General features: G+C 43.8%; 18 protein-coding genes and 2 tRNA genes. 7 read left to right on the top strand and 13 right to left on the bottom strand.

All coding sequences use genetic code 11. From position 1 onward, the window contains the following. Positions 1-3: 3 nt before the first annotated feature. A complete protein-coding gene (locus tag OQY15_RS21310) occupies positions 4-621 on the bottom strand; it encodes a DUF2807 domain-containing protein (RefSeq protein WP_265794083.1) in 618 nt (205 codons plus the stop codon). Between the two features lie 261 nt (positions 622-882). Here OQY15_RS21310 and OQY15_RS21305 point away from each other — a divergent pair, with 261 nt between their 5' ends. After that, on the top strand, positions 883-3,780 hold the full coding sequence (locus OQY15_RS21305; protein ID WP_265794082.1) for a DEAD/DEAH box helicase: 2,898 nt from the start codon (positions 883-885) through the stop codon (positions 3,778-3,780). Here the strand turns inward: OQY15_RS21305 and aat are convergent. Continuing rightward, entirely contained in the window at positions 3,777-4,406 is a 630-nt protein-coding gene (gene aat / locus OQY15_RS21300; RefSeq protein ID WP_265794081.1) for a leucyl/phenylalanyl-tRNA--protein transferase, read from the bottom strand. The two genes, OQY15_RS21305 and aat, sit on opposite strands and share 4 nt — an antisense overlap. 66 nt (positions 4,407-4,472) lie before the next feature. On the opposite strand from aat, the gene OQY15_RS21295 reads away from it, so the two are divergent. Then, positions 4,473-5,903: a DUF1800 domain-containing protein gene (locus tag OQY15_RS21295; protein ID WP_265794080.1), complete on the top strand. Its 1,431-nt coding sequence runs from the start codon at positions 4,473-4,475 to the stop codon at positions 5,901-5,903. A 1-nt stretch (position 5,904) separates the two neighbouring features. After that, on the top strand, positions 5,905-7,104 hold the full coding sequence (locus OQY15_RS21290; protein ID WP_265794079.1) for a DUF1501 domain-containing protein: 1,200 nt from the start codon (positions 5,905-5,907) through the stop codon (positions 7,102-7,104). Here OQY15_RS21290 and OQY15_RS21285 read toward each other — a convergent pair. Further along, positions 7,090-8,079 (bottom strand): phosphatase domain-containing protein, encoded by a 990-nt coding sequence (locus OQY15_RS21285; RefSeq protein ID WP_265794078.1) that lies wholly within the window; start codon positions 8,077-8,079, stop codon positions 7,090-7,092. The genes OQY15_RS21290 and OQY15_RS21285 overlap by 15 nt on opposite strands. Positions 8,080-8,129: 50 nt before the next feature. On the opposite strand from OQY15_RS21285, the gene OQY15_RS21280 reads away from it, so the two are divergent. Next, positions 8,130-9,011: a YegS/Rv2252/BmrU family lipid kinase gene (locus OQY15_RS21280; RefSeq protein ID WP_265794076.1), complete on the top strand. Its 882-nt coding sequence runs from the start codon at positions 8,130-8,132 to the stop codon at positions 9,009-9,011. A gap of 1 nt (position 9,012) precedes the next feature. On the opposite strand, the gene OQY15_RS21275 is transcribed toward OQY15_RS21280, so the two are convergent. From OQY15_RS21275 to OQY15_RS21240, 8 genes are all read right to left on the bottom strand, one after another. Further along, positions 9,013-9,663 carry a TonB family protein gene (locus tag OQY15_RS21275; RefSeq protein ID WP_265794075.1) on the bottom strand — a complete coding sequence of 217 codons (651 nt, stop codon included), beginning with the start codon at positions 9,661-9,663 and terminating at the stop codon, positions 9,013-9,015. Positions 9,664-9,681: 18 nt separating this feature from the next. Further along, a complete protein-coding gene (locus OQY15_RS21270; RefSeq protein WP_265794074.1) occupies positions 9,682-10,374 on the bottom strand; it encodes a peptidoglycan DD-metalloendopeptidase family protein in 693 nt (230 codons plus the stop codon). 15 nt (positions 10,375-10,389) lie between these two features. Continuing rightward, positions 10,390-10,773, bottom strand: a complete 384-nt coding sequence (gene rbfA, locus OQY15_RS21265) for a 30S ribosome-binding factor RbfA (protein WP_265794072.1) — start codon at positions 10,771-10,773, stop codon at positions 10,390-10,392. A 17-nt stretch (positions 10,774-10,790) separates the two neighbouring features. Continuing rightward, a complete protein-coding gene (hflX, locus tag OQY15_RS21260; RefSeq protein ID WP_265794070.1) occupies positions 10,791-11,990 on the bottom strand; it encodes a GTPase HflX in 1,200 nt (399 codons plus the stop codon). Between the two features lie 22 nt (positions 11,991-12,012). Then, positions 12,013-12,804, bottom strand: a complete 792-nt coding sequence (trpC, locus tag OQY15_RS21255; protein ID WP_265794067.1) for an indole-3-glycerol phosphate synthase TrpC — start codon at positions 12,802-12,804, stop codon at positions 12,013-12,015. A gap of 18 nt (positions 12,805-12,822) precedes the next feature. Beyond that, the gene (locus OQY15_RS21250; RefSeq protein WP_265794064.1) at positions 12,823-13,395 is read right to left on the bottom strand and encodes an aminodeoxychorismate/anthranilate synthase component II; all 573 of its coding nucleotides are present in this window, start codon (positions 13,393-13,395) and stop codon (positions 12,823-12,825) included. 10 nt (positions 13,396-13,405) lie between these two features. After that, on the bottom strand, positions 13,406-14,818 hold the full coding sequence (locus OQY15_RS21245) for an anthranilate synthase component I family protein (RefSeq protein WP_265794063.1): 1,413 nt from the start codon (positions 14,816-14,818) through the stop codon (positions 13,406-13,408). Between the two features lie 203 nt (positions 14,819-15,021). Then, positions 15,022-15,468 carry a hypothetical protein gene (locus OQY15_RS21240; RefSeq protein WP_322973403.1) on the bottom strand — a complete coding sequence of 149 codons (447 nt, stop codon included), beginning with the start codon at positions 15,466-15,468 and terminating at the stop codon, positions 15,022-15,024. Between the two features lie 188 nt (positions 15,469-15,656). Between OQY15_RS21240 and OQY15_RS21235 the strand changes: the two genes are divergently transcribed. Together OQY15_RS21235 and OQY15_RS21230 are read left to right on the top strand one after the other, a co-directional pair. Beyond that, positions 15,657-18,671 carry an amidohydrolase family protein gene (locus tag OQY15_RS21235; protein ID WP_265794061.1) on the top strand — a complete coding sequence of 1,005 codons (3,015 nt, stop codon included), beginning with the start codon at positions 15,657-15,659 and terminating at the stop codon, positions 18,669-18,671. Further along, positions 18,640-19,977 (top strand): amidohydrolase family protein, encoded by a 1,338-nt coding sequence (locus tag OQY15_RS21230; protein WP_265794060.1) that lies wholly within the window; start codon positions 18,640-18,642, stop codon positions 19,975-19,977. The genes OQY15_RS21235 and OQY15_RS21230 overlap by 32 nt, the downstream gene beginning before the upstream one ends. 69 nt (positions 19,978-20,046) lie before the next feature. On the opposite strand, the gene OQY15_RS21225 is transcribed toward OQY15_RS21230, so the two are convergent. Continuing rightward, a tRNA-Asp gene (locus tag OQY15_RS21225) sits at positions 20,047-20,190 on the bottom strand. Between the two features lie 26 nt (positions 20,191-20,216). After that, positions 20,217-20,324: transfer RNA gene (locus tag OQY15_RS21220), tRNA-Asp, on the bottom strand. Between the two features lie 154 nt (positions 20,325-20,478). Between OQY15_RS21220 and OQY15_RS21215 the strand changes: the two genes are divergently transcribed. Beyond that, positions 20,479-20,955, top strand: a complete 477-nt coding sequence (locus OQY15_RS21215; protein WP_265794059.1) for an Lrp/AsnC ligand binding domain-containing protein — start codon at positions 20,479-20,481, stop codon at positions 20,953-20,955. Positions 20,956-20,981: the final 26 nt, after the last annotated feature.

Here is a 20,981-nt window from a genome sequence, read left to right as displayed (position 1 = left end):
TTACTACTTAAGCGTAGACTCCTTTTTACCAACCGTATCTTTAATCATTGCTGTTTCGGTATCTGGTTGTTCATGGTTTGTTACCAGCGCAGCAAATCTTTCTGTATTCATTGTTGCAGTACCCTGAGTTTTGATGATATGTTTTTCAGAGTTACCTAATAATTCCAGGTCAGCCCGGTCATTTACCACAGTATAGATACTGAGTGTATTAGCTTTAATACGCGCTGTCGCATTATCTCTCAGCATCACCTGAAGGTATTTTACATTAAATTTCCCGATAGTTTTCACACATGCCTGTTGTGATGCATCAATACGGTAGATATCTTTCACATACACAGTAATGCTGATCGGTCTTTTTACTGATGAACCTACAGTCAGCGTATTGCCAACCTGTTTGATTGATACCTGATCACGATCTTCTTCATCCAGCGAAATCCATTCAGATTTACTCTGAACTACAAATACTTTTAGATTGCCTGTAACCACAACTTTTTTAATGTCAGGGTTAGCAGATCTGATGTCAATCATTGTACCTCTTGCCGCAGCAGTGGAGGTTAATACTGTTGCAGATAAAACGATTGCAATCATCGCTGATGAGAATAATGTTTTTAAAGTTTTCATATGAATAAGTTTTAAGGTTCTGTTATAAACCGTTGTTTCTAAATAGTTTACACATAAGACGCAAACTCCTATTCAACGTTGCAGAAAAAACTGGCTTTTATACCACAGGCCAGATTCAGCCGACGAACTCCCCTTCAATTTCGACCAACTCTACATAAAAAATCATCTTTAATTTCTATTCTAGTTGACAGCGATTCAAATTTGATGTATGTTTAGAGATTTAATAAGATTTAACCTCCTTCCTTTTTAATTAATTAGCTCATGTTACGCGTAGATAGCTCAAAACCCTGCAAAATCGTTTATTCATTGTGCAAACATGAGTATCTGGGCTACCTTATTGAACCGCATATCGTACAGCTTAATCCGCAGGGCGATTTTTCTCTCACCTACCAGCGTTTATTTAGCCATACAGCAAAGGAATTTACCAGACACCTTACAGAATCAGACCTCAGGATCATCAAAATTCTCGACGAAACGGAGCAGGACCACGTGATTAAGAAGTTTTACAAAAAAGCGATCCGCCCCTTTGAGTTCTTCAGTAAGTTTTATGACGACCGCTTCTATGAATCAGTACGTCCTAAGATTGAGAAGAAACTCGCAGAAGTACTGGAGATCTTAAAAGATAAAGATGCCCTCTACCTGATGGATAAAGATGGATGGCCGGCAGAGCGGAAGATTGAGCTCGCAACAGAACCTGCAACAATCCTCTTTCACTTCCGCAGAAGCGAGGAAGAGACACGCTATTTTCCAACCATCAAATACCAGGGACTGCGCATAGAATTTATGTTTAAAGATGCCCAGATCGTTAGCAACCAGCCTTCCTGGATGCTGTTAAACGATATTCTCTACTTTTTTGAACAGGATATCGAGGGTAAAAAGCTGGTGCCTTTCCTCAATAAACGCTACATATCCATTCCTACGGCCAAAGAAGAAACCTACTTTGAGAAGTTTGTTGCACCGCTGATCGAAAAGTATCACGTATATGCAGAAGGTTTCGAGATCAAAACCGAAAAACACGATCCATCGGCAATGATCAGGGTTATTTATGTAGAAGGGGGAATCTCGCAGATACAGCTGTGTTTTTGTTATGGAGACCATGCATTTGCGCTGGGAGATGAAAAAAAGGTAACGGTACATGTAGAGAAACGGGATAACAACTATGTATTTACCAGGGTAAGGAGAGATACGGCATGGGAAAAAAGTAAATACAACGAGCTGGTTAAAATGGGGCTTAAAAAGGTTAGTTCCCTGTTTTACAACCTGGAGCTGAACGCTCATCCTGAAGGAGAAAACCAGTCTTACGGACTACTCAACTGGGTAAATGAACATGTAGAGCTGCTAAAAGAAAAAGGCTACTCCATAGAACAATCTACCAGCAATAAAAAATTCCTCTTTGCCTCCAGTAAAATCGACTTTGAGATTAAGGAGGATAACGACTGGTTTGATATCAATGCAATAGTTTATTTCGGAATCCACCCTGTTCCATTTATTTCCCTGAAACAGCATATCCTTCATAAAAAGAGAGAGTTTACCCTCCCTGATGGCACCATTGCCATTATCCCGGAAAAATGGTTTTCGCAATATGGCAGTCTCTTCAGCCTTGCCGATGGGGGAAAAAACCTGAAGCTCAAAAAACACCACATTGGCCTGATCAATGATCTCGCAGGCGATGGCATTGCAAACGTTACCCTTCAGCGCAAACTGCAAAAGCTCAATGACTTTGAGAACATCACCGATACCCAGATGCCGGTAAACTTCAGGGGCGAACTTCGCAGTTATCAGAAAGCTGGTTACAACTGGTTCAGCTTCCTGCGGGAATATAACTTCGGCGGCTGCCTTGCGGATGATATGGGTCTGGGTAAAACTATCCAGACGCTTGCGATGCTGCAAAAGCTAAAGGAGGAGGACGAGATGAACAATACACACAGCACCTCGCTGATCATCATGCCGACCTCCCTAATCTATAACTGGCTCAATGAGGCGAAAAAGTTTACTCCTAAATTGAAGATCCTTGCCCATACCGGCAGCAACAGGAATAAAGATGTAAGCCAATTTATCAAGTATGATATTGTCATCACTACTTACGGCATTACAAGGGTTGATGTCAATGAGATCCAGGATTTTTATTTCAATTATATTATCCTTGATGAAAGTCAGAATATCAAAAATCCTTCTTCCAAGTCGTTCAAGTCGGTACGTTTACTTAAATCACGCCATAAACTGGTGCTCAGCGGTACACCCGTAGAAAATTCTGTGGGCGACCTATGGACACAGCTTACCTTCCTCAATCCCGGACTGCTCGGCACGCAGGCATTTTTCAATGAGGAGTATGTTCAGGCCATCGAGAAAAGAAAGGATGAAGAAAAAGCTAAAAAGCTACAGGCGATCATCAAACCTTTTGTACTGAGACGAACCAAGGAACAGGTTGCAGAAGAACTTCCCGCAAAAACAGAACAGGTATTCTATTGCGATATGAGCGAAGATCAGGCAGCATATTACGAAAAAACTAAATCGGCTTACCGCAACGACCTCCTCAGCAGTATGGATGATGGCACCTATGCTAAAAAGCAGGTACAGCTTTTACAGGGGCTGACAGCTTTACGCCAGCTTGCAAATCATCCGAAGATGATTGATGAGAGTTATATGTCTGATTCCGGAAAATTTGAAAATGTGATCCATACCCTGGACAATGTGCTTAAAGGCGGCCACAAAGTGCTGATATTTTCACAGTTTGTAAAACACCTGCAGATCTTCAGGCAACACCTCGAAACCGAAGAAATACCTTTTACATACCTGGATGGGGCAACTAAAAACAGGGGTGAGATCGTTGCCGAGTTCCAGGACAACAAAGAACTTAAGGTTTTCCTGATTTCCATCAAAGCCGGCGGTGTCGGTTTAAACTTAACCCAGGCAGATTATGTGTTTATCCTGGACCCATGGTGGAACCCTGCAGTAGAGCAGCAGGCAATAGACAGATCACACCGCATCGGACAGGAAAAGAAAGTATTTATCTATAAATTCATTGCCAAAGATACCGTAGAGGAAAAGATTCTTGCCCTCCAGAACCGCAAGAAACGCCTGGCAAGTTCACTGATCACCACTGAAGAGAGTTTCTTCAAATCCTTGAGTAAAGAAGATATCAGGGAGATCCTGAATTAATCTTCCAGAATTGAAAGATATTCTGCCTGCGGGATCATTACGGCCCCCAGGCTCAGCAGATGGTCGTTCGGCAGCTGGCAATCGATTAGTCTGTAATCCGGATTTCGGCAAAGCCAGATCAGTGCTGTCTTGGAGGCGTTGCTCATCAGACTGAACATGCTTTCTCCGCAAAAAACACCATTAATAGCAAGGCCATATAAGCCGCCTGCAAGTATGCCGTCATGCCACACTTCCACACTGTGTGCCCAGCCATTTTCATAAAGGTCGATGTAGGCGTCCTGCATTTCCGTCGTAATCCAGGTGCCATCCTGCCCTTTTCTCGGCGATTTAGCGCAATTCAGGATCACCTCCTTAAATGCCTTGTCCATCGTTACACTGAACAACCCGGCATCAAGAACCTTGCGCATACTTTTACTGACCTTTACCTGCTCAGGTACAATAACGCAGCGCTCCTGAGGTGAGTACCAGCATATGGGATCACCCTCACTAAACCAGGGAAATATCCCATTCTGATAGGCAAGGATCAACCTCTCCCTGCTCAGGTCGCCGCCAATAGCCAGCAGTCCATCGGGCTCTGCCAGAGAAGGGTCAGGAAAAATCAGTTCTTCTGTAAGCCTAAATATCATAAACAAAAGTAAAGGAATTAAACTTATACTAAGAGCATCAGTCATAGTAACATTGTAAAAACAAATATGATGGACAGCAACGACAATTTTCTCCATATAAAGCATCTTTATAACAGAGCAGGTTTCGGAATATCCTACCCTGACCTGCATCAGCTCAGTAAGAAAAGACGCAGCAAGGTAGTGGATGCACTGTTCAAACACCGGCAGGAAACGGAAGAGCTCCATCTCCTAAGCCGTGATGAATTTCTATCACAGCAGTCCCTGCTGGCAAGCCTTGGCACTAAAAAAGAACAGACTGCAGAAGAAAAACAGCAGCGAGAGGACATTACGAAGGCGCGGAATGAGAAAAACCGCGAGCTCAATATTCGCTGGATTCAGCAAATGATGACCACTGAAGACCCTTTCCTCGAGAAAATGACGCTCTTTTGGCATGGGCATTTTGCCTGCCGTACCAACCAGCCCTACTATGCCCAGCAACTCAACAATATTCAGCGCACAAATGCCCTCGGAAGTTTCAAAACTCTTCTGATAGAAGTCTCAAAATCTCCGGCAATGCTGGATTATCTCAATAACCAGCAGAACAGAAAAGGCAAGCCCAATGAAAATTTCTCCAGGGAGCTGATGGAGTTATTTACCCTTGGCCGTGGCAGCTATACAGAAAACGATATCAAACAAGCTGCCCGCGCTTTTACCGGCTGGGCTTATAACAAAAGCGGCGACTTTGAATTTAATCCCCGTGTCCATGATGATAAAGAAAAAACTTTTTTTGGACAGACCGGTCTCTTCGATGGAGAGGCAATCATAGATCTGATTCTTGCCAAACCGGAAACGGCTACATTTATATGTCGCAAGCTATATATCTTCTTCGTTAATGATACCCCCGATGAAAATCATGTTAAAGAGCTCTCAGATCATTTTTACAAAGAAAAATATGATATCACAGCGGTGATGAAGAAACTGTTCAATGCCGATTGGTTTTACGAGAAAGCGAACACCGGAAATAAAATCAAATCACCTGTAGAGTTGCTAGTAAATATGAGCAGGGAATTTTATGTGACTTATAATAAACCACAGGTGCTGATTCAGCTGCAAACCAGTCTTGGCCAGTACCTGTTTAACCCGCCAAATGTTGCGGGATGGGCCGGCGGCAGAAACTGGATCGACAGTTCATCATTGATGCTGCGCATGAAAATTCCCTCACTGGTTTTGAATGACGGACTGCTCGATTTCAATGGAAAAGCTGACCCTGAAGATGAAGCTGTCATCGCACTCAACAGAAGGGCGAAGCCTAAACCTGTACGCTCATATGTCAATGCAAAGGCCGACTGGGAAAAGTTTCTTGCAAGTTTGCCCAGGGATATGAAACAGACAGAACTGGCTACCTTTCTCCTGCAGCCTGTCATAGGGCAGAAGATCAGTACGCTGGTCAACACCAATCAAAATTTGAAAAATACGGCAATTGCGGTAACCAGCATGCCTGAATATCAATTATGTTAAGATGGAAAGAAGAGATTTTTTAAAAAAGGCCGCTTTAGCTGCTGCAGGTACGATCTTCGTTCCTGCTTTTATGAAGCCCTTTGAAGCATTGGCACTTGACGAACTTAGTCTGCACAAAAATCTGGTTGTGGTACAGCTTTCAGGTGGAAATGACGGACTCAATACTGTGATACCATATGGCAATGATATTTATTACCAGATGAGGAAGAATATTGCGATCAAAGCCCAGGATGTCATCCGTCTGGATGATATGCAGGGACTAAACCCCAATCTCAATTGCCTCAGGGAACTCTATGACCAGGGATGGCTGTCGGTGATCAATGATGTGGGCTATCCCAATCCGGACCGCTCCCACTTCCGGTCAATGGATATCTGGCAGACAGGCAGCGATGCAAATCAGTATCTTTCTACAGGCTGGATAGGCAGATACCTCGATTCTAACTGCAGTACCTGCAATTCTCCATACACCGCAATCGAAGTGGATGACAGCCTCTCACTGGCCATGAAGGGTAACAGCAAAAAAGGTATTGCCCTGAAAGATCCGGCAGCATTATTCAGGAATACCAATGAACCCTTTTTCAGGGAAATGATCAATGGAGATAAAGAACATCTCGACGAGGACAACCTGGGTTATCTGTATAAAACCATGATAGAAACCTCTTCCTCGGCAAATTACATCCAGAACACTTCTAAAATCTACAAGCCTAACTATAGCTATCCCACAACGGCATTCTCCAACCAGCTCAAAACAGTGTCTAAGTTTATATGCTCCGGACTTAGAACGAGAGTATACTACGTTTCTCTGAGTGGATTTGATACACACGTCAACCAGAACAATCAGCAGGGCCGTTTACTGCAACAATATGCCGAAGGCATGAACGCTTTTATCAAAGACCTGCATCAGAATAATAAGCTGGATGATACTTTAGTAATTACATTCTCTGAGTTTGGCCGCAGGGTAGCCCAGAATGCCAGCAATGGTACAGACCATGGTACAGCAAACAATATGTTCTTATTTGGTGGAAAACTGAAGAAAAAGGGAATTTACAATGCGGCTCCCAATCTGTCAGATCTCGACAATGGGGACCTGAAATACCAGATTGATTTCCGCGAAGTATACGGTACAGTGCTGGATAAATGGCTGGATGTAAATAATGGACAGGTGCTGAGCAAGCAGTTTAATACGCTAGATTTTGTCTAAGCTGATCAAACCGATGCCTGCAGAATGATCAATTGCCTGCTGGCTATCCGTAAACAGACAAGTATGAATATGCAGCTCTTCCACCTTTGCCAGTAAGGCTTCAGTATACGCGGTCCTCTCCGGCCTGATATTCCTGATGTAAATCGCCTCTATGTTTTTGGGATACCTGAGGGCAATGGAAGAATAAATATCCGGGTCCTGCTGCGAGTTGTCGCCAAAAAACACAAACTTCTGATTCGGAAAAGCATCCAGGATCCGCATTACCCTGATCAGCTTACCCTCATGTCCGGTCTTGCCGGTCTTAATGAGGTTCTTCCAGCGTTTGATCTGGTTGAGCAGGAAAACACCCTCCGGGAGTTTGTTAAATCTGAATGTTTCCAAAAGGTAATCGTACAGGTTCCACTCACTACTGGATACGTAAAAAAATGGATTGGGATGGGCAGCATCTGTATGCGATAGTGCCAGCAGTTCATAATGCCTGGCCACATTTTGAAAGGTTTTCCTTGTCCGTGGGTTTTTAATAAACAGCTCCCTTAGTCTCCGCCCGATCGTAGCAGAATGCGAAACCATTACAGTATCATCAATGTCTGAGATGAACGCGTATTGGGTGATATGAGGGACATATACATTCCCGCTACACTCCGCAAGTACCTGCCCATGTTCGTCCAGCAGCTCTGCCTTTACATTATGCCAGCCTGCACTGATATTTTCAGCAGCCTGCCACTCAAACTTAAAAAAGCCGTCGTATTCGGTCTGCTGAAGGATCACCTGGTTTTCAAAAGTTAACCGCACCTCAGCCCGGGGATAGGGTTTCAGCAGGAACAGCCTGAACAGATATCTGATGTTCACAAAAAGGTTATTGCTATAATTCTGCTTGCTCTCTGCTCTGAATTTAAAAGCATGACCATATACCACCAGATTGTGTGTATGTCCATAGCCATGATACAGTTTGATGCTGAAAGAATTATTATTCATTATAATTCAAACAGAGCATTGGGGAAGTTGTTTGGTTATAAACAACAGTAATGGCAGTTGCAGAAAAAGGAATGAAGCTCCTCTTTATAGTTAATCCCGGTTCAGGAAGTGACGACACCGATTTTAAAACATTAATCACTGATTTTTTTGCAGATGGAGCGCATACTGCGGAAATCTATGAATTAAAAAAAGACTGTCACCCGGACCAGATCAAAAAGGCTATTCATCAGTCGAAAGCCGACCGGGTCATTGCCGTTGGAGGTGACGGGACGCTTAAGCTTGTTGCAGAATGTCTGCAGGGTACAAAAACTCCAATAGGCATTATTCCCGCAGGTTCCGCAAATGGTATGGCGAAAGAGCTCGGCATCCCCACAGATATTTCTGAGGCCCTTCAACTCACTGTATCGGGACAGCCCAAAGAAATTCATGCGGTATCAGTAAACGGTGAGTTGTGTATCCACCTCTCAGACATTGGCTTTAATGCTTATATCGTCAAGAAATTTGATGACCTCAGCGAGAGAGGCATGCTTGGGTATGCCAAGGCAACCTGGAAAGCCTTATGGAGCCATCACAAGATGCAGGTAGAAATTAATTTAGAAGGCGAAACCATTCGCTCTGAAGCAGCTATGGTTGTGATTGCCAATGCTACAATGTATGGCACCGGTGTAAAGATCAACCCTGAAGGTAAACTGGATGACGATGTATTTGAAGTCATTCTTGTAAAGAAATACTCGGTATTCGAGATCCTGAAGGCTCGTTTTACCAGCCTTCCCTTTAATCCAGAAAAGATCGAGCTCTTTCACACCAGGAAGTTCAATATCAAAGCCCGCCATAAGGCCCACTTTCAGGTAGATGGAGAATATAAAGGGAAAGTAAACGAGATAGATGCAGAGATATTTCCAGCTGCTATTTCAGTAATAGTAAATGCCTGACCTACCTGCAGTACTTAGCCAGAAGATCATCAGCTAATGAAGAACCCATATATTTTACGAAGAGAAAATCTTCACATGCTCCCTGCCGGTCTTTTTGCTGTAGCTTTTTCTTCCCCTCATCAATCTTCTTGCTGAGGTACTCATCATCATAACCCAGCTCCGCTTTGAGGGACAATACCTTTTTCTCTTCCGCTTCGTTTTGTTTGCCCTGTGCCTTATTGCGGTAATAATTGGTAATGGCATCAGTCAATCCCTGGTTGGCCTTGTAGACTGCAATGGCCTTATTCATATCCTGCTGGCTCACCCTGTTACAATCCTCACTGGCCAGCCTGAAGTTTACCGGCGCCACCAGTACGTAGGTGCTGTCATAATCTGACGGAACCTTCCACTGTCCACTGCTCATCCTGATGAGCCGTAAAGCCTCCTGGTCCAGGTCTATCCCGGGACCACTGCTGACACTGGAGGAATAGACCTCACCGCGACTATTGATTTTGAAGCTGATGCGAATTGTTCCCTGTACACAATTCTGATACGAATAGGCAGGATAGCTCAGGTTCTTATTGATAAAAGCATCCAATCCACCCTTCAGCACAGGCTGCGCATGCAGGGTTAAACCCAACAAAAGGAAAAATATGACGATGATCTTTTTCATATGCTAAAATACTGAATTTTAGTGCTTCCCAAAAGTATACTGAAGAATAAGGGCTGGATCGGGACAATTTTCAAGAAAGGCTGCTCTCTTCGAGAACTGGCAAACACCCGGGTAATCTCCCTCTTTTCCTTCCATATCCAGTATCAGCTGCATATGCAAATGCGGAGGCCAGTGGCCGTTCTCTTCAGCCGTACCGAATATGGCAAAAGGTTTCCCGCCGGCTATACATTTTCCTTCGTACAATCCGTCCAGAGACGATAAACTCAGGTGTCCGTATAATACATGCAGTATCCCCCCTCCCAAATCATATTTCAGGATGATAGTTGCCCCATAGTCTCCAAAATGATCATTATACCGGAAACTATGTACTTCAGCATCAAAAAAATTATAAACCGCGGTACCTGCTTTCCCCCAGATATCTACCCCAAGATGTAACCTCCGGGGTTCTTCATCGGTATCGAAGTGAGAACTGCGGGTGTAGATTGTCCTGTGTTCGTCGTAACCGCCAATACCATAACGGCAGCCAGAGGTTTCAAGCTTTGAGGCTGCCCAATCGGTAAATGCTGAGGTATCATTCAGGATATCGTCCGTAAGTTCATGATTTTGAGCAGTAAAGTCGAAAGGATACAGACGGTCGGTCGAGGTATTAAAATCTACCACATTACCAATTCTGGCTTTATTCTTCAGCAACCACGCTTCAATACCTTCCATGACAACGATCGGGAACTAACCTTCCGCTTCTTCTTCACCATGTTCCTTACGCTCTCTGGAAATCTTATCAAAGATCTTATCCATATGCTCAACGTACGTATTGGTGTCATCAACAAAAAAGGTAAGTGTAGGCACCACCCTTGCCTGATGACGGATGCGGGTACCCAGCTTATAACGTATCTCACCTGCGTGAGAGTTTACGGTTGCAATAGATAAGCCCGTGTTATTGGTACTTAAAAAACTCAGATATACTTTTGCTACAGCCAAATCCGGAGATACACGAACTTTTGTAATTGTAACCAGTGTATTAGGTAGGTACTCTGCTCCTTCTCTCTGAAATATGGTCGCTAATTCCTCTTGCAGTACACCAGCAAATTTCTGTTGACGTTTACTTTCCATGATTTTTGATGTTTGTATTAGTATAATAATTTGTCATAAGGATAGCGCGCTACATGTAAAGCAACGATCTTGTCATAAAGAAGCTGTTTAAATTCCTCCAGATTCTCCTTATGCAATGCCGAAATAAATAATGATGGCGTATTGTGCTGCGCCATCCAGCTTTTTTTAAACTCCTCTAATGTAAAAGGAGCTCTTTCTTCTTCGTCTTCATTGAACTCATCAGCTTCCGGACTTACATAGGCATCAATTTTATTGAACACTACGATCGTTTCCTTATCCCTTGCTCCAAGATCCTTCAGTGTTTCATTCACCACATTGATCTGGTCCTCAAAGCTTGCATGAGAGACATCAACCACATGGATCAGGATATCAGCTTCCCGTACCTCATCCAATGTAGATTTAAAGCATTCTACAAGGTGATGGGGTAGCTTGCGTATAAATCCAACAGTATCAGACAACAGAAATGGCAGATTTTCAATCACCACTTTTCTTACCGTAGTATCCAGCGTAGCAAAAAGTTTGTTTTCCGCAAAAACCTCAGATTTTGAAACCATGTTCATGATCGTAGATTTCCCTACGTTGGTATAACCAACCAGGGCTACCCTTATCAGGGCCGCACGATTTTTACGCTGCGTTTCATTCTGCTTGTCGATCAGTTTCAGGCGACCTTTCAAAAGGGAAATTTTCTCCAGGATCATCCTCCTGTCACTCTCAATCTGGGTTTCACCCGGACCACGCATACCGATACCACCCTTCTGGCGCTCAAGGTGAGTCCATAAACGGGTAAGCCTTGGTAACAGATATTGTAATTGTGCAAGCTCCACCTGGGTTTTTGCCTGTGCCGTTTGTGCCCTTCCGGCAAAGATATCCAGGATAAGGTTACTCCGGTCCAGGATTTTCACCTGTAGCTCGCGTTCTATGTTCCGCAGTTGTGAAGGCGATAGTTCATCGTCAAACACAACCATGTCTATTTCTTCAGATTTTACGTATGCTTTTATTTCTTCCAGCTTTCCTGTCCCCACAAATGTGGCACGCTCAGGACGCTGCATCTTTTGTGTAAAAGTATTTTCCACCACACCACCAGCCGTATCAACAAGAAAGGCCAGCTCATCCAGATATTCTTTAGTCTCTTCCGGTTTTTCACCCGGTCTTACCACGCCGACAAGAACAGCACGTTCCTGTTTGACAGCGGTATCATAAGTTTTTAATTTTCCCATGTAAAGTACAAAGATACAAAAGTTATACCGAGATCATCTCCCCGGCAAAAGTCCGTATGGCCGCTCCCGGATCAGAAGTCTTCATAAAGTTTTCTCCGATCAGAAATCCGTTAAAACCGGCACTTTTCAGCTGGTTGATGATCTTCGGATCAGAAATCGCGCTTTCCGAAACCTTTAAGAAATCTGCCGGAATCTCCCTTGCGAGGTCAAATGAGGTCTGTATGTTTACGGTAAAGTCGCCCAGGTTACGGTTATTTACGCCTATAGCATCAACATTGGGATTAATACTGCGCTGCAGTTCTTCCAGGTTATGCACTTCCAGCAGAACGTTCAGACCCAGACTTTTCGCAAGCTTTGCAAAGGTATTAATCTGCAGAGGTGTCAGGATGGCAGCAATCAGCAATATAATGTCAGCACCAAGGCTTTTTGCCTCCACGATCTGATACTCATCAATCATAAAATCCTTACGCAATAACGGAACCTGGGTAGCCTCACGCGCTTCCAGCAGGTCGTTCGGGTGTCCTCCAAAGAAATCGATATCCGTAAGTACAGAAATTGCCGAAGCTCCTGCTGCTGCATAGTCCCTGGTTACTTCTACCACAGTGGAATGGTCATTGATCACACCTTTTGATGGCGAACGACGTTTAAACTCGGCAATGATGCCATTGCGATCGTCAGCCAGCATAAACTCCCGCAGTGAATACGGAGTTCTGCTGTAATATGCTCCATTTTCCAGTTCTTTAATAGACACCAGTTTTTTAGCCTGCTCTACCTCTTCAGTTTTACGCAGTACAATTTTATCTAAAATGTTCATTTTTAACACATAAAAGGTTTAATTCTCCAACCAGTTTTTCATCATCTGCTTGCCATGCTCGGTCAGCACGCTCTCCGGATGAAACTGTACACCTCGTACATCATAGGTTTTATGTCTCAGTGCCATAATCTCCGTGCTTTCATCCGTAGCCGTCACCTGCAGGCAGGCAGGCAGGTCATCCTGATTTACTACCCAGGAGTGGTAACGCCCTACGCTGATTACCGCCGGACAATCTTTAAACAATGTTTCTTCGGTGTCTACCACCGTCACCGGCGTAGCGATTCCATGCATAGGTCTCCCTAAGTTCAGCAGTGACCCGCCAAAAGCTTCAGCAATAGCCTGCTGCCCCAGACAGATACCCAGGATACTCTTCTCTGCGGCATACGTACGGATCACCTCCAATAATAGTCCCGCTTCCTCCGGGATTCCCGGTCCGGGCGACAATAATATTTTATCAAAAGCTGCAACATCTTCAATGGCGAACTTATCATTTCTCCATACTTCCACCTCTCCGCCAAGTTCGTTGATCAGATGTACAAGATTGTACGTGAATGAATCGTAGTTGTCAATAACCAATATCTTTTTGTTCATATCCATGATCTTAAATCACATTAATTTCTTTAGCCATTTCTACCGCTTTACGCAAGGCAGCAATTTTATTGTTTACTTCGTTTAGTTCATTGATCGCCACGGAATCGGCCACAATCCCCGCTCCCGCACGATAATGGAGCTGGTTGTTTTTACTCATGAAAGTCCTGATCATAATCGCATGGTTAAACTCATCCCCAAAGCCCATATATCCTATGGCACCTGCATAAAAATTCCTTCCCAAACCTTCATATTCGTCAATCAGCTGCATGGCCTTATATTTTGGTGCCCCGCTCAAAGTGCCCGCAGGATAGGTATCTGCAACAATACTAAATGCAGAAACATCCTTCTGTAGTTTCCCGCTAACCTTAGATACAAGGTGAATCAAATGTGAATAATATTGTACTTCTTTAAACGATTTTACCTCCACGTTAGTACAGTGTCTGCTAAGGTCGTTTCTGGCCAGATCCACCAGCATCACATGCTCTGCGCTCTCCTTAGGATCCTGTTCCAGTGCCCTTGCAATCTCGGCATCCTCCTCGTCATTTCCGGTACGTTTAAAAGTTCCTGCAATTGGAAAGATATTCGCCACACCATTTTTGATCGTAATCTGTGCTTCTGGCGAAGAGCCAAAAAGCTTAAAACTTCCGTAATCAAAATAAAACAGATACGGTGAGGGGTTGATGGAACGCAGACAGCGGTATACATTAAATTCATCTCCCTGGAAACCCTGATTATAGGCACGTGAAGGTACGATCTGGAAAACATCCCCCCGAAGGATATGTTTCTTCATCTTCTCCACGATATCCATAAAAACCTCATTCGTGAGATTGGAGTGCTCTTCGCCCACGGTATTGAAACTGTATTCCGGGAAGTTCTTGTTCTGGATCAGGTATTCGATCTTCTCCAGTCCCCCGTTCTCCTCACCATTGAAATAGTTGCGGAACAGGGTAACCTCATTTTTAAAGTGGTCTACGGCAATAATATATCTGTAAACATGGTACTGCATCAATGGGATTTCCTCATTTTCACGCGCTTTGGCCTGCAATGTGATATCCTCAAAATGCTGCACCGTGTTCCATGTAAAATAACCAAACAAACCCGTTGAGATATACCGTTTTTCTACTACTGGCTCAATGTCAAACATGGCCTTAAAAGCATCAATCTCTTCGGTAAGGACAAATTTATCCTTAACCTCTTTCTCCCCTCCGGGGAAATAGGTGGATAGCTTTCCGCCCTGTAATGTGATCCCGGCTACAGGATCTGCACATACATAGCTCACAGAGTTTTCACGACTGTGGTAATCCGAGCTTTCCAACAAAAGCGTATTCGGAAAAACGTCTCTTAAACGCAGATAAATGCTTACCGGGGTAATCGTATCTGCAAGTCTCTTCTTAAAAATGGTGTTAATTTTTACTTTTTCCATGTGCTTTAAAACAAAAAAAACCCGACGTGGTACGTCGGGTTAGTATGTGTGGTTTGGTTTAGGTTGATAAACTATAAGGTACACAAGGCTACGACGATACTCTTTGCAGAATAACCACGCCATTGCCAGGTATGTATATTGTTAATCATGTGTAGCAAAAATAGAAATAAATCTAATAAACCAAAATTAAATCAATAATTTAATTACATCGCAAATAAGTGTCTGCTTGGGTCGGCATGGATCATCCCGAAAATAGCTCCGGTGATCAGTAAAAGGCCCAGCCCGAAAAACACAAATATACTGCGGTGTTTCATGAGCGCACTATCCATCCTTTTAGATTTTGCATTCCCTACAGTAATGAGGATGATCGCCACCAGCATCATAGCAATATGCTCCATCTTCCAGTAACGCTGGATAGCAACAGACATGTCACCTTTGTACCAGTCGTGCATAAAGTATAACAGCAATCCTAAAACCAGTTGAATATGTGAACTGATCAATGCAAACACGTTCAATTTACGGTTACCTTCTGTATACGGCTTTCTGCCCAGATATCCCATTAACGCATTGATAAACGCTACCAGCAATAAGATGATTACCAGATAACGCCATCCAGAGTGTGCACTCTTCAAGATTTCATAAATACCCATAGTCTTTTTTTCTTCAAAAATAAGAAAATACTTGCTGTTATAGGGGGTCACAATTATTTATTGATATTTATAATCATTATAAAGATTGCCTGAAAATAACATTATAAATCAGGTAATAAGATTGATAGACAGTTCCGGGAGTAATAATTTTTTCTAAATTTAAATCATTAACTAAATATTTACAATTCATGAAGAAAACGCTACTTACGCTCGCGTTAGTCTTTTCAGCTGCAGTTCTATTTGGTCAGCAAACCTATCCCGTAAACGGATCCTATGATACCAGGCCGGGCTTATTTGCTTTTACCAATGCAACCATTGTAGTGAATGCTAACCAAACTATCAGCAATGGCACATTGCTGGTCAAAGGTCAAACCATCCAGTCGGTAGGCTCAGGAACCACAGTTCCTGCCGGATATGTGGTCATCGACCTCAAGGGAAAGTATATCTACCCTTCCCTGATTGATCCCTTTACAACCTATGGCATCGCAGAACCTGCCCGCACCGCCGGTGGAGGTTTTGGTGGCAGACAGTCTATCTTCCTGACCACAAAAAAGGGCTCTTACAACTGGAACGAAGCAATCCGCCCCGAAACGGAAGTCCGCACACTCTTCACCATTGATGCAAAAAAGGCAGAAGAGCTGCGTAAAGCAGGATTTGGAAGCGTAAACACCCTGAGTCATGATGGCATTGCCCGCGGTACTTCTGCCGCAGTGAGCCTCAGCGATGAGAGAGAAAATAAGATCATGCTCAAGGACCAGACGGCAGCCAACTATTCTTTTAATAAAGGAAGCTCGCAGAACGATTATCCTACCTCACTGATGGGCTCCATAGCCCTGCTGAGACAGACGTACTACGATGCGCAATGGTACAGCAAACAAAAAGAAGAGTATAACATCTCTTTGGAACAATTTAACAAACAACAGAACCTGCCGCAAATATTTGAGGTTGATGGATGGCAGAACATACTCCGCGCTGATAAAATAGCAAAAGAGTTCGGAAAGCAATATATTATCAAGTCTTCGGGTGACGAATATCAGCGGATTGATGCAGTTAAAGCAACTGGTGCAAGCCTCATCATCCCTCTCAATTTTGTTAAAGCCTATGATGCAGAAGATCCTGCAGAAGCAAGAAATATTACGCTTGCCCAAATGAAAAACTGGGAGATGGCACCCGGAAATCCTGCAGCAGTAGAAAAAGCTGGCATCAGGTTCTCACTCACCGCCTATGGCCTGGAGAGTATTAAAGATTTCTGGACCAACATCCGCACAGCAATAGATAACGGGCTCAGCGAGAAACAAGCATTGCTTTCCCTGACAGAAGTTCCTGCGGCAATGATCGGGATCGCTGACCAGACGGGTACCCTGGAAAAAGGTAAACTCGCTAATTTCCTGATCACCTCCGACCAGCTTTTCAAAAATGGCAATGTGATCTTCGAAAACTGGATACAGGGAAAACGTTTTGTAGTGAGCAAAATGAATGTGAACGACCTCACAGGTAACTATGCGCTTACGATAGATAGTATTGGTGCACTGAACCTGAAAATTAATGGAACAACAGCAGTCATACAACGTCCCGGAGCAGATACGACTAAGATTACTGCCAGCTTTACACGCAACGGCGATTGGGTAGGACTGAGCTTCAATCTAAAGAAAACCCCTTCAGGAGAAGTCAGGCTGAGCGGATACCTCACCTCAGCAAAGCCGGTGATGCTGCGTGGCGAATCTGTCCTGGCATCAGGAACCGCTGGCAAATGGTCTGCACAATTTACCTCCGTCAATACAGATGCGCCAAAAAAGGAGAAACCTAAAGCCATCACTCCAGCTGGTAAGCTGATCTATCCTTTTGTTGCCTTTGGCAGCGAGAGCAGCCCTAAACAGGAGTCTGTGCTGCTTAAAAATGCGACAGTATGGACTAACGAAAAAGAAGGTGTGCTGCTCAATGCAGATGTGCTGCTTGAAAATGGAAAGATCAAAGCTGTGGGCAAAGGCCTTTCCGCCGGAAGCGCCAGAGTAGTTGATGCTACAGGTAAACATATTACCGCAGGTATCATCGATGAACATTCCCATATTGCCGTAATTGGTGGTGTTAATGAAGGCGCACAGTCATCATCTGCCGAAGTTCGGGTGGCTGATGTAGTGAACTCCGAAGATGTAAACATCTACAGACAACTGGCAGGTGGCGTGACTACCTCTCACCTGCTGCATGGATCTGCCAATCCTATTGGTGGACAATCGCAACTGATTAAACTGCGCTGGGGTAAAAACCCTGAAGAATTGAAGTTCGGTGGCAATGATGGCTTTATTAAATTCGCTCTCGGTGAAAACGTGAAGCAGAGTAACTTTGGTTCCGGACTACGTTTTCCGGTAACGCGCATGGGTGTTGAACAAAGTTATATCGATGAATTTACACGTGCCAAGGAATATAAAGCAGGGTTAGCCGCAAAAGGTAACAATGTAAGAAGAGACCTGGAGCTGGATGCGATCGTAGAAATCCTGGATAACAAACGTTTTATTACCTGTCACTCTTATGTGCAGTCAGAAATCAATATGCTGATCCATGCGGCTGACAGTATGGGTTTCAAGATCAACACTTTTACACATATCCTGGAAGGATATAAGGTTGCTGACAAAATGAAGTCGCACGGCATTGCCGGTTCTACCTTCTCCGACTGGTGGGCCTACAAAATGGAGGTTGCCGAAGCCATTCCTTACAACGGAAAGATCATGCACAATGTCGGAATAACCACAGCTTTCAATTCAGATGATGCAGAAATGGCCCGTCACCTGAATCAGGAAGCCGGCAAGTCTGTATTGTATGGAAATGTTCCTGAAGAAGAAGCTTTAAAATTCGTAACACTGAACCCGGCTAAGATGCTGCACATCGATCAGCGCGTAGGAAGCCTCAAACCAGGTAAAGATGCGGATGTAGTCGTATGGTCAGATCATCCATTATCAATCTATGCGAGGGCTGAAAAGACCTATGTAGACGGTATTCCCTACTGGGATATGGAAAAAGATGCAGAGATACGCAAACAGCAGCAGGCTGAGAAAGCACGCATCGTACAGAAAATGATCGAAAGCAAAAGCAAGGGTGCCAAAACACAACGCCCAACGGCAGAAGCTCAACGGATTTATAACTGCGAATCGCTGGAAGATTATTCTGCAGCATTAAATGAAATGGAAGGAGTACACGCACATGAATAAGTATATATTAACGCTACTGCTCAGCGCAGCCGGCGCCATCAGTTGTTACGGACAGGCCAATATCGTTCCTGCAGCAAAACAAACAAAAACTATCGCCATTACAGGAGCCACTATCCATGTGGGCAATGGCACAGTGATCTCCAATGGCACTATCGTTTTCAGTGGCGGGAAGATTCTTTCTGTAGCTGCAAACGGACAAGCCCCGCAGGATGATGTACTACTGATCAAAGCTGATGGCAAACATATTTACCCCGGTCTGATCGCCCCCATTACCAATTTGGGTCTGATCGAATATTCGTCGGTAAAAGCCACACTGGATTTTACTGAGATCGGCAACTTCAATCCGCACATCCGTACATTGGTAGCATACAATACTGACTCCAAAGTTCCTGCAACCTTAAGAAGTAACGGAATCCTGATGGCAGAGATTACCCCCGAGGGTGGTACGATCTCCGGCAGCTCTTCTGTGATGCAGCTTGATGCCTGGAACTGGGAGGATGCAGCCATTAAAAAGGATGATGCGATGCACATGACCTGGCCTGCAATACCTGCCTCCCGGGGAGAATTTGGTGGACGCCGTCAGTTAGTAACCCCCGAAGTACTGGCAGAACGTAAGCAAAATGCGATCAATGAGCTGGATCAGTTCTTTTCGGAAGCAAAAGGATACGCAGCAATTGCAAAACCTGCAGTCACCAACACGCGTTTTGCCGCAATGAAACAGCTTTTTAGCGGAAAGCAACAATTGTTTATCACTGCAGATTCTCAAAAGGATATTGTTGCTGCTGTGAACTTCGCCAAGCGCTTCAATATCAAACCTGTTATCGTAGGTGGTGATGAGGCATACCTGATTACTGACTTCTTAAAGGAAAATGATATTTCAGTAGTGGTGAAACAGCCGCATGCACTTCCCAATTCTACAGATGATGATGTCAATATGCCCTACAAAAATGCTGCAGTACTGGACAAAGCTGGTATCAATGTAGTCATCAGTATTGAAGGCTACTGGCAGCAAAGGAATCTGCCCTTCATGGCCGGTACGGCCGTTGCATGGGGAATGGATAAAGAGAAAGCCCTTTCAGCGGTTACACTGAACACCGCGAAAGTGTTGGGTATCGATAAAACTACCGGAAGTCTGGAAGCTGGAAAGGATGCTACTTTATTCATCTCGGCCGGTGACGCGCTGGACATGAGAACTAACCGTGTAGAAAAGGCATTTATTCAGGGGAGGGATATCAACCTGGATAACCTGCATAAACAGCTGGACAAAAAATTCAGCGAAAAATATGGATTGAAGGCTGCAAATTAAATCCTGAAAACAAAAAAAGGCAACCCGCCTCCAGGTTGCCTAATTAACTAACTTATTAAATAAAAAAACTGGCTGTTGGGGAAGGAGTCGAACCTTCAAGGGGAAGTTAGCCTCAGTTCAAAATTAATTTGTGGTCAACCCGTAAACTGTGTTTATCCCATGATCCCCACCACCGAGACAAGAAGGTGTGTCTGCCAATTTCACCACCCAACATTAAATAAAGAACGTCTGTTCTTTAGCTGTAGGAGAAGGAGTCGAACCTTCAAGGAGTGGTTAGCCTTTTCAGGTTTCCCAATTTCTCCACCACCGAGACAAGGAGGTGCGTCTGCCAGTTTCGCCACCCTACAGAGTATAAGCAAATGTTAAAAAGAACTATTTTTTCTTACTTGCTTGATACAAATGTAACAAGAGTTACCATACATTACAAATATATTAATGATATAATTTTATTATTATGATTATTGTAATTATATTAGAGCATCATTAGAATTAATTGAAATCATGCTGAAAAAAGAAAGCCAAAATTTAGAAATTGATAACCTTGATATTGATATTTTAAAGCAATTAATGCAGGATGCGACGAAACCTTATACAGAAATCGCAAAAGATTTAATCGTTTCAGGGGGTACAATACATGTTCGGATGAAGAAACTGCAGGAAATGGGGATTATCAAGGGCTCCCACCTGATTATTGATCCGCAAAAAGCAGGATATGATATTTGTGCTTTCCTCGGGATTTATCTTGAAAAAGGTATTCAGTATAAGGATGCCGTTGCGCAGCTAAGCAAAATTAAGGAGGTTGTAGAGCTTCATTATACCACAGGTGCCTACAGCATGTTCGCCAAGATTATCTGCAGGGATACGAATCATTTAAGGCATGTATTAAATGAAGAGATCCAGGCGGTATCAGGTATACAGAGAACAGAGACTTTAATCTCCCTTGAAGAAAGTATCAGAAGACAAATTGAACTGGGCTAGTCCCGGTTTCTTTTTTAAATGGCTTA

Origin of the sequence: Pedobacter sp. MC2016-15 (assembly GCF_026239695.1) — a bacterium.
GTDB lineage: Bacteria > Bacteroidota > Bacteroidia > Sphingobacteriales > Sphingobacteriaceae > Pedobacter.
The sequence above is the reverse complement of the archived record's forward strand: the minus strand, read 5'-3'. Positions and strand labels throughout refer to the sequence as shown.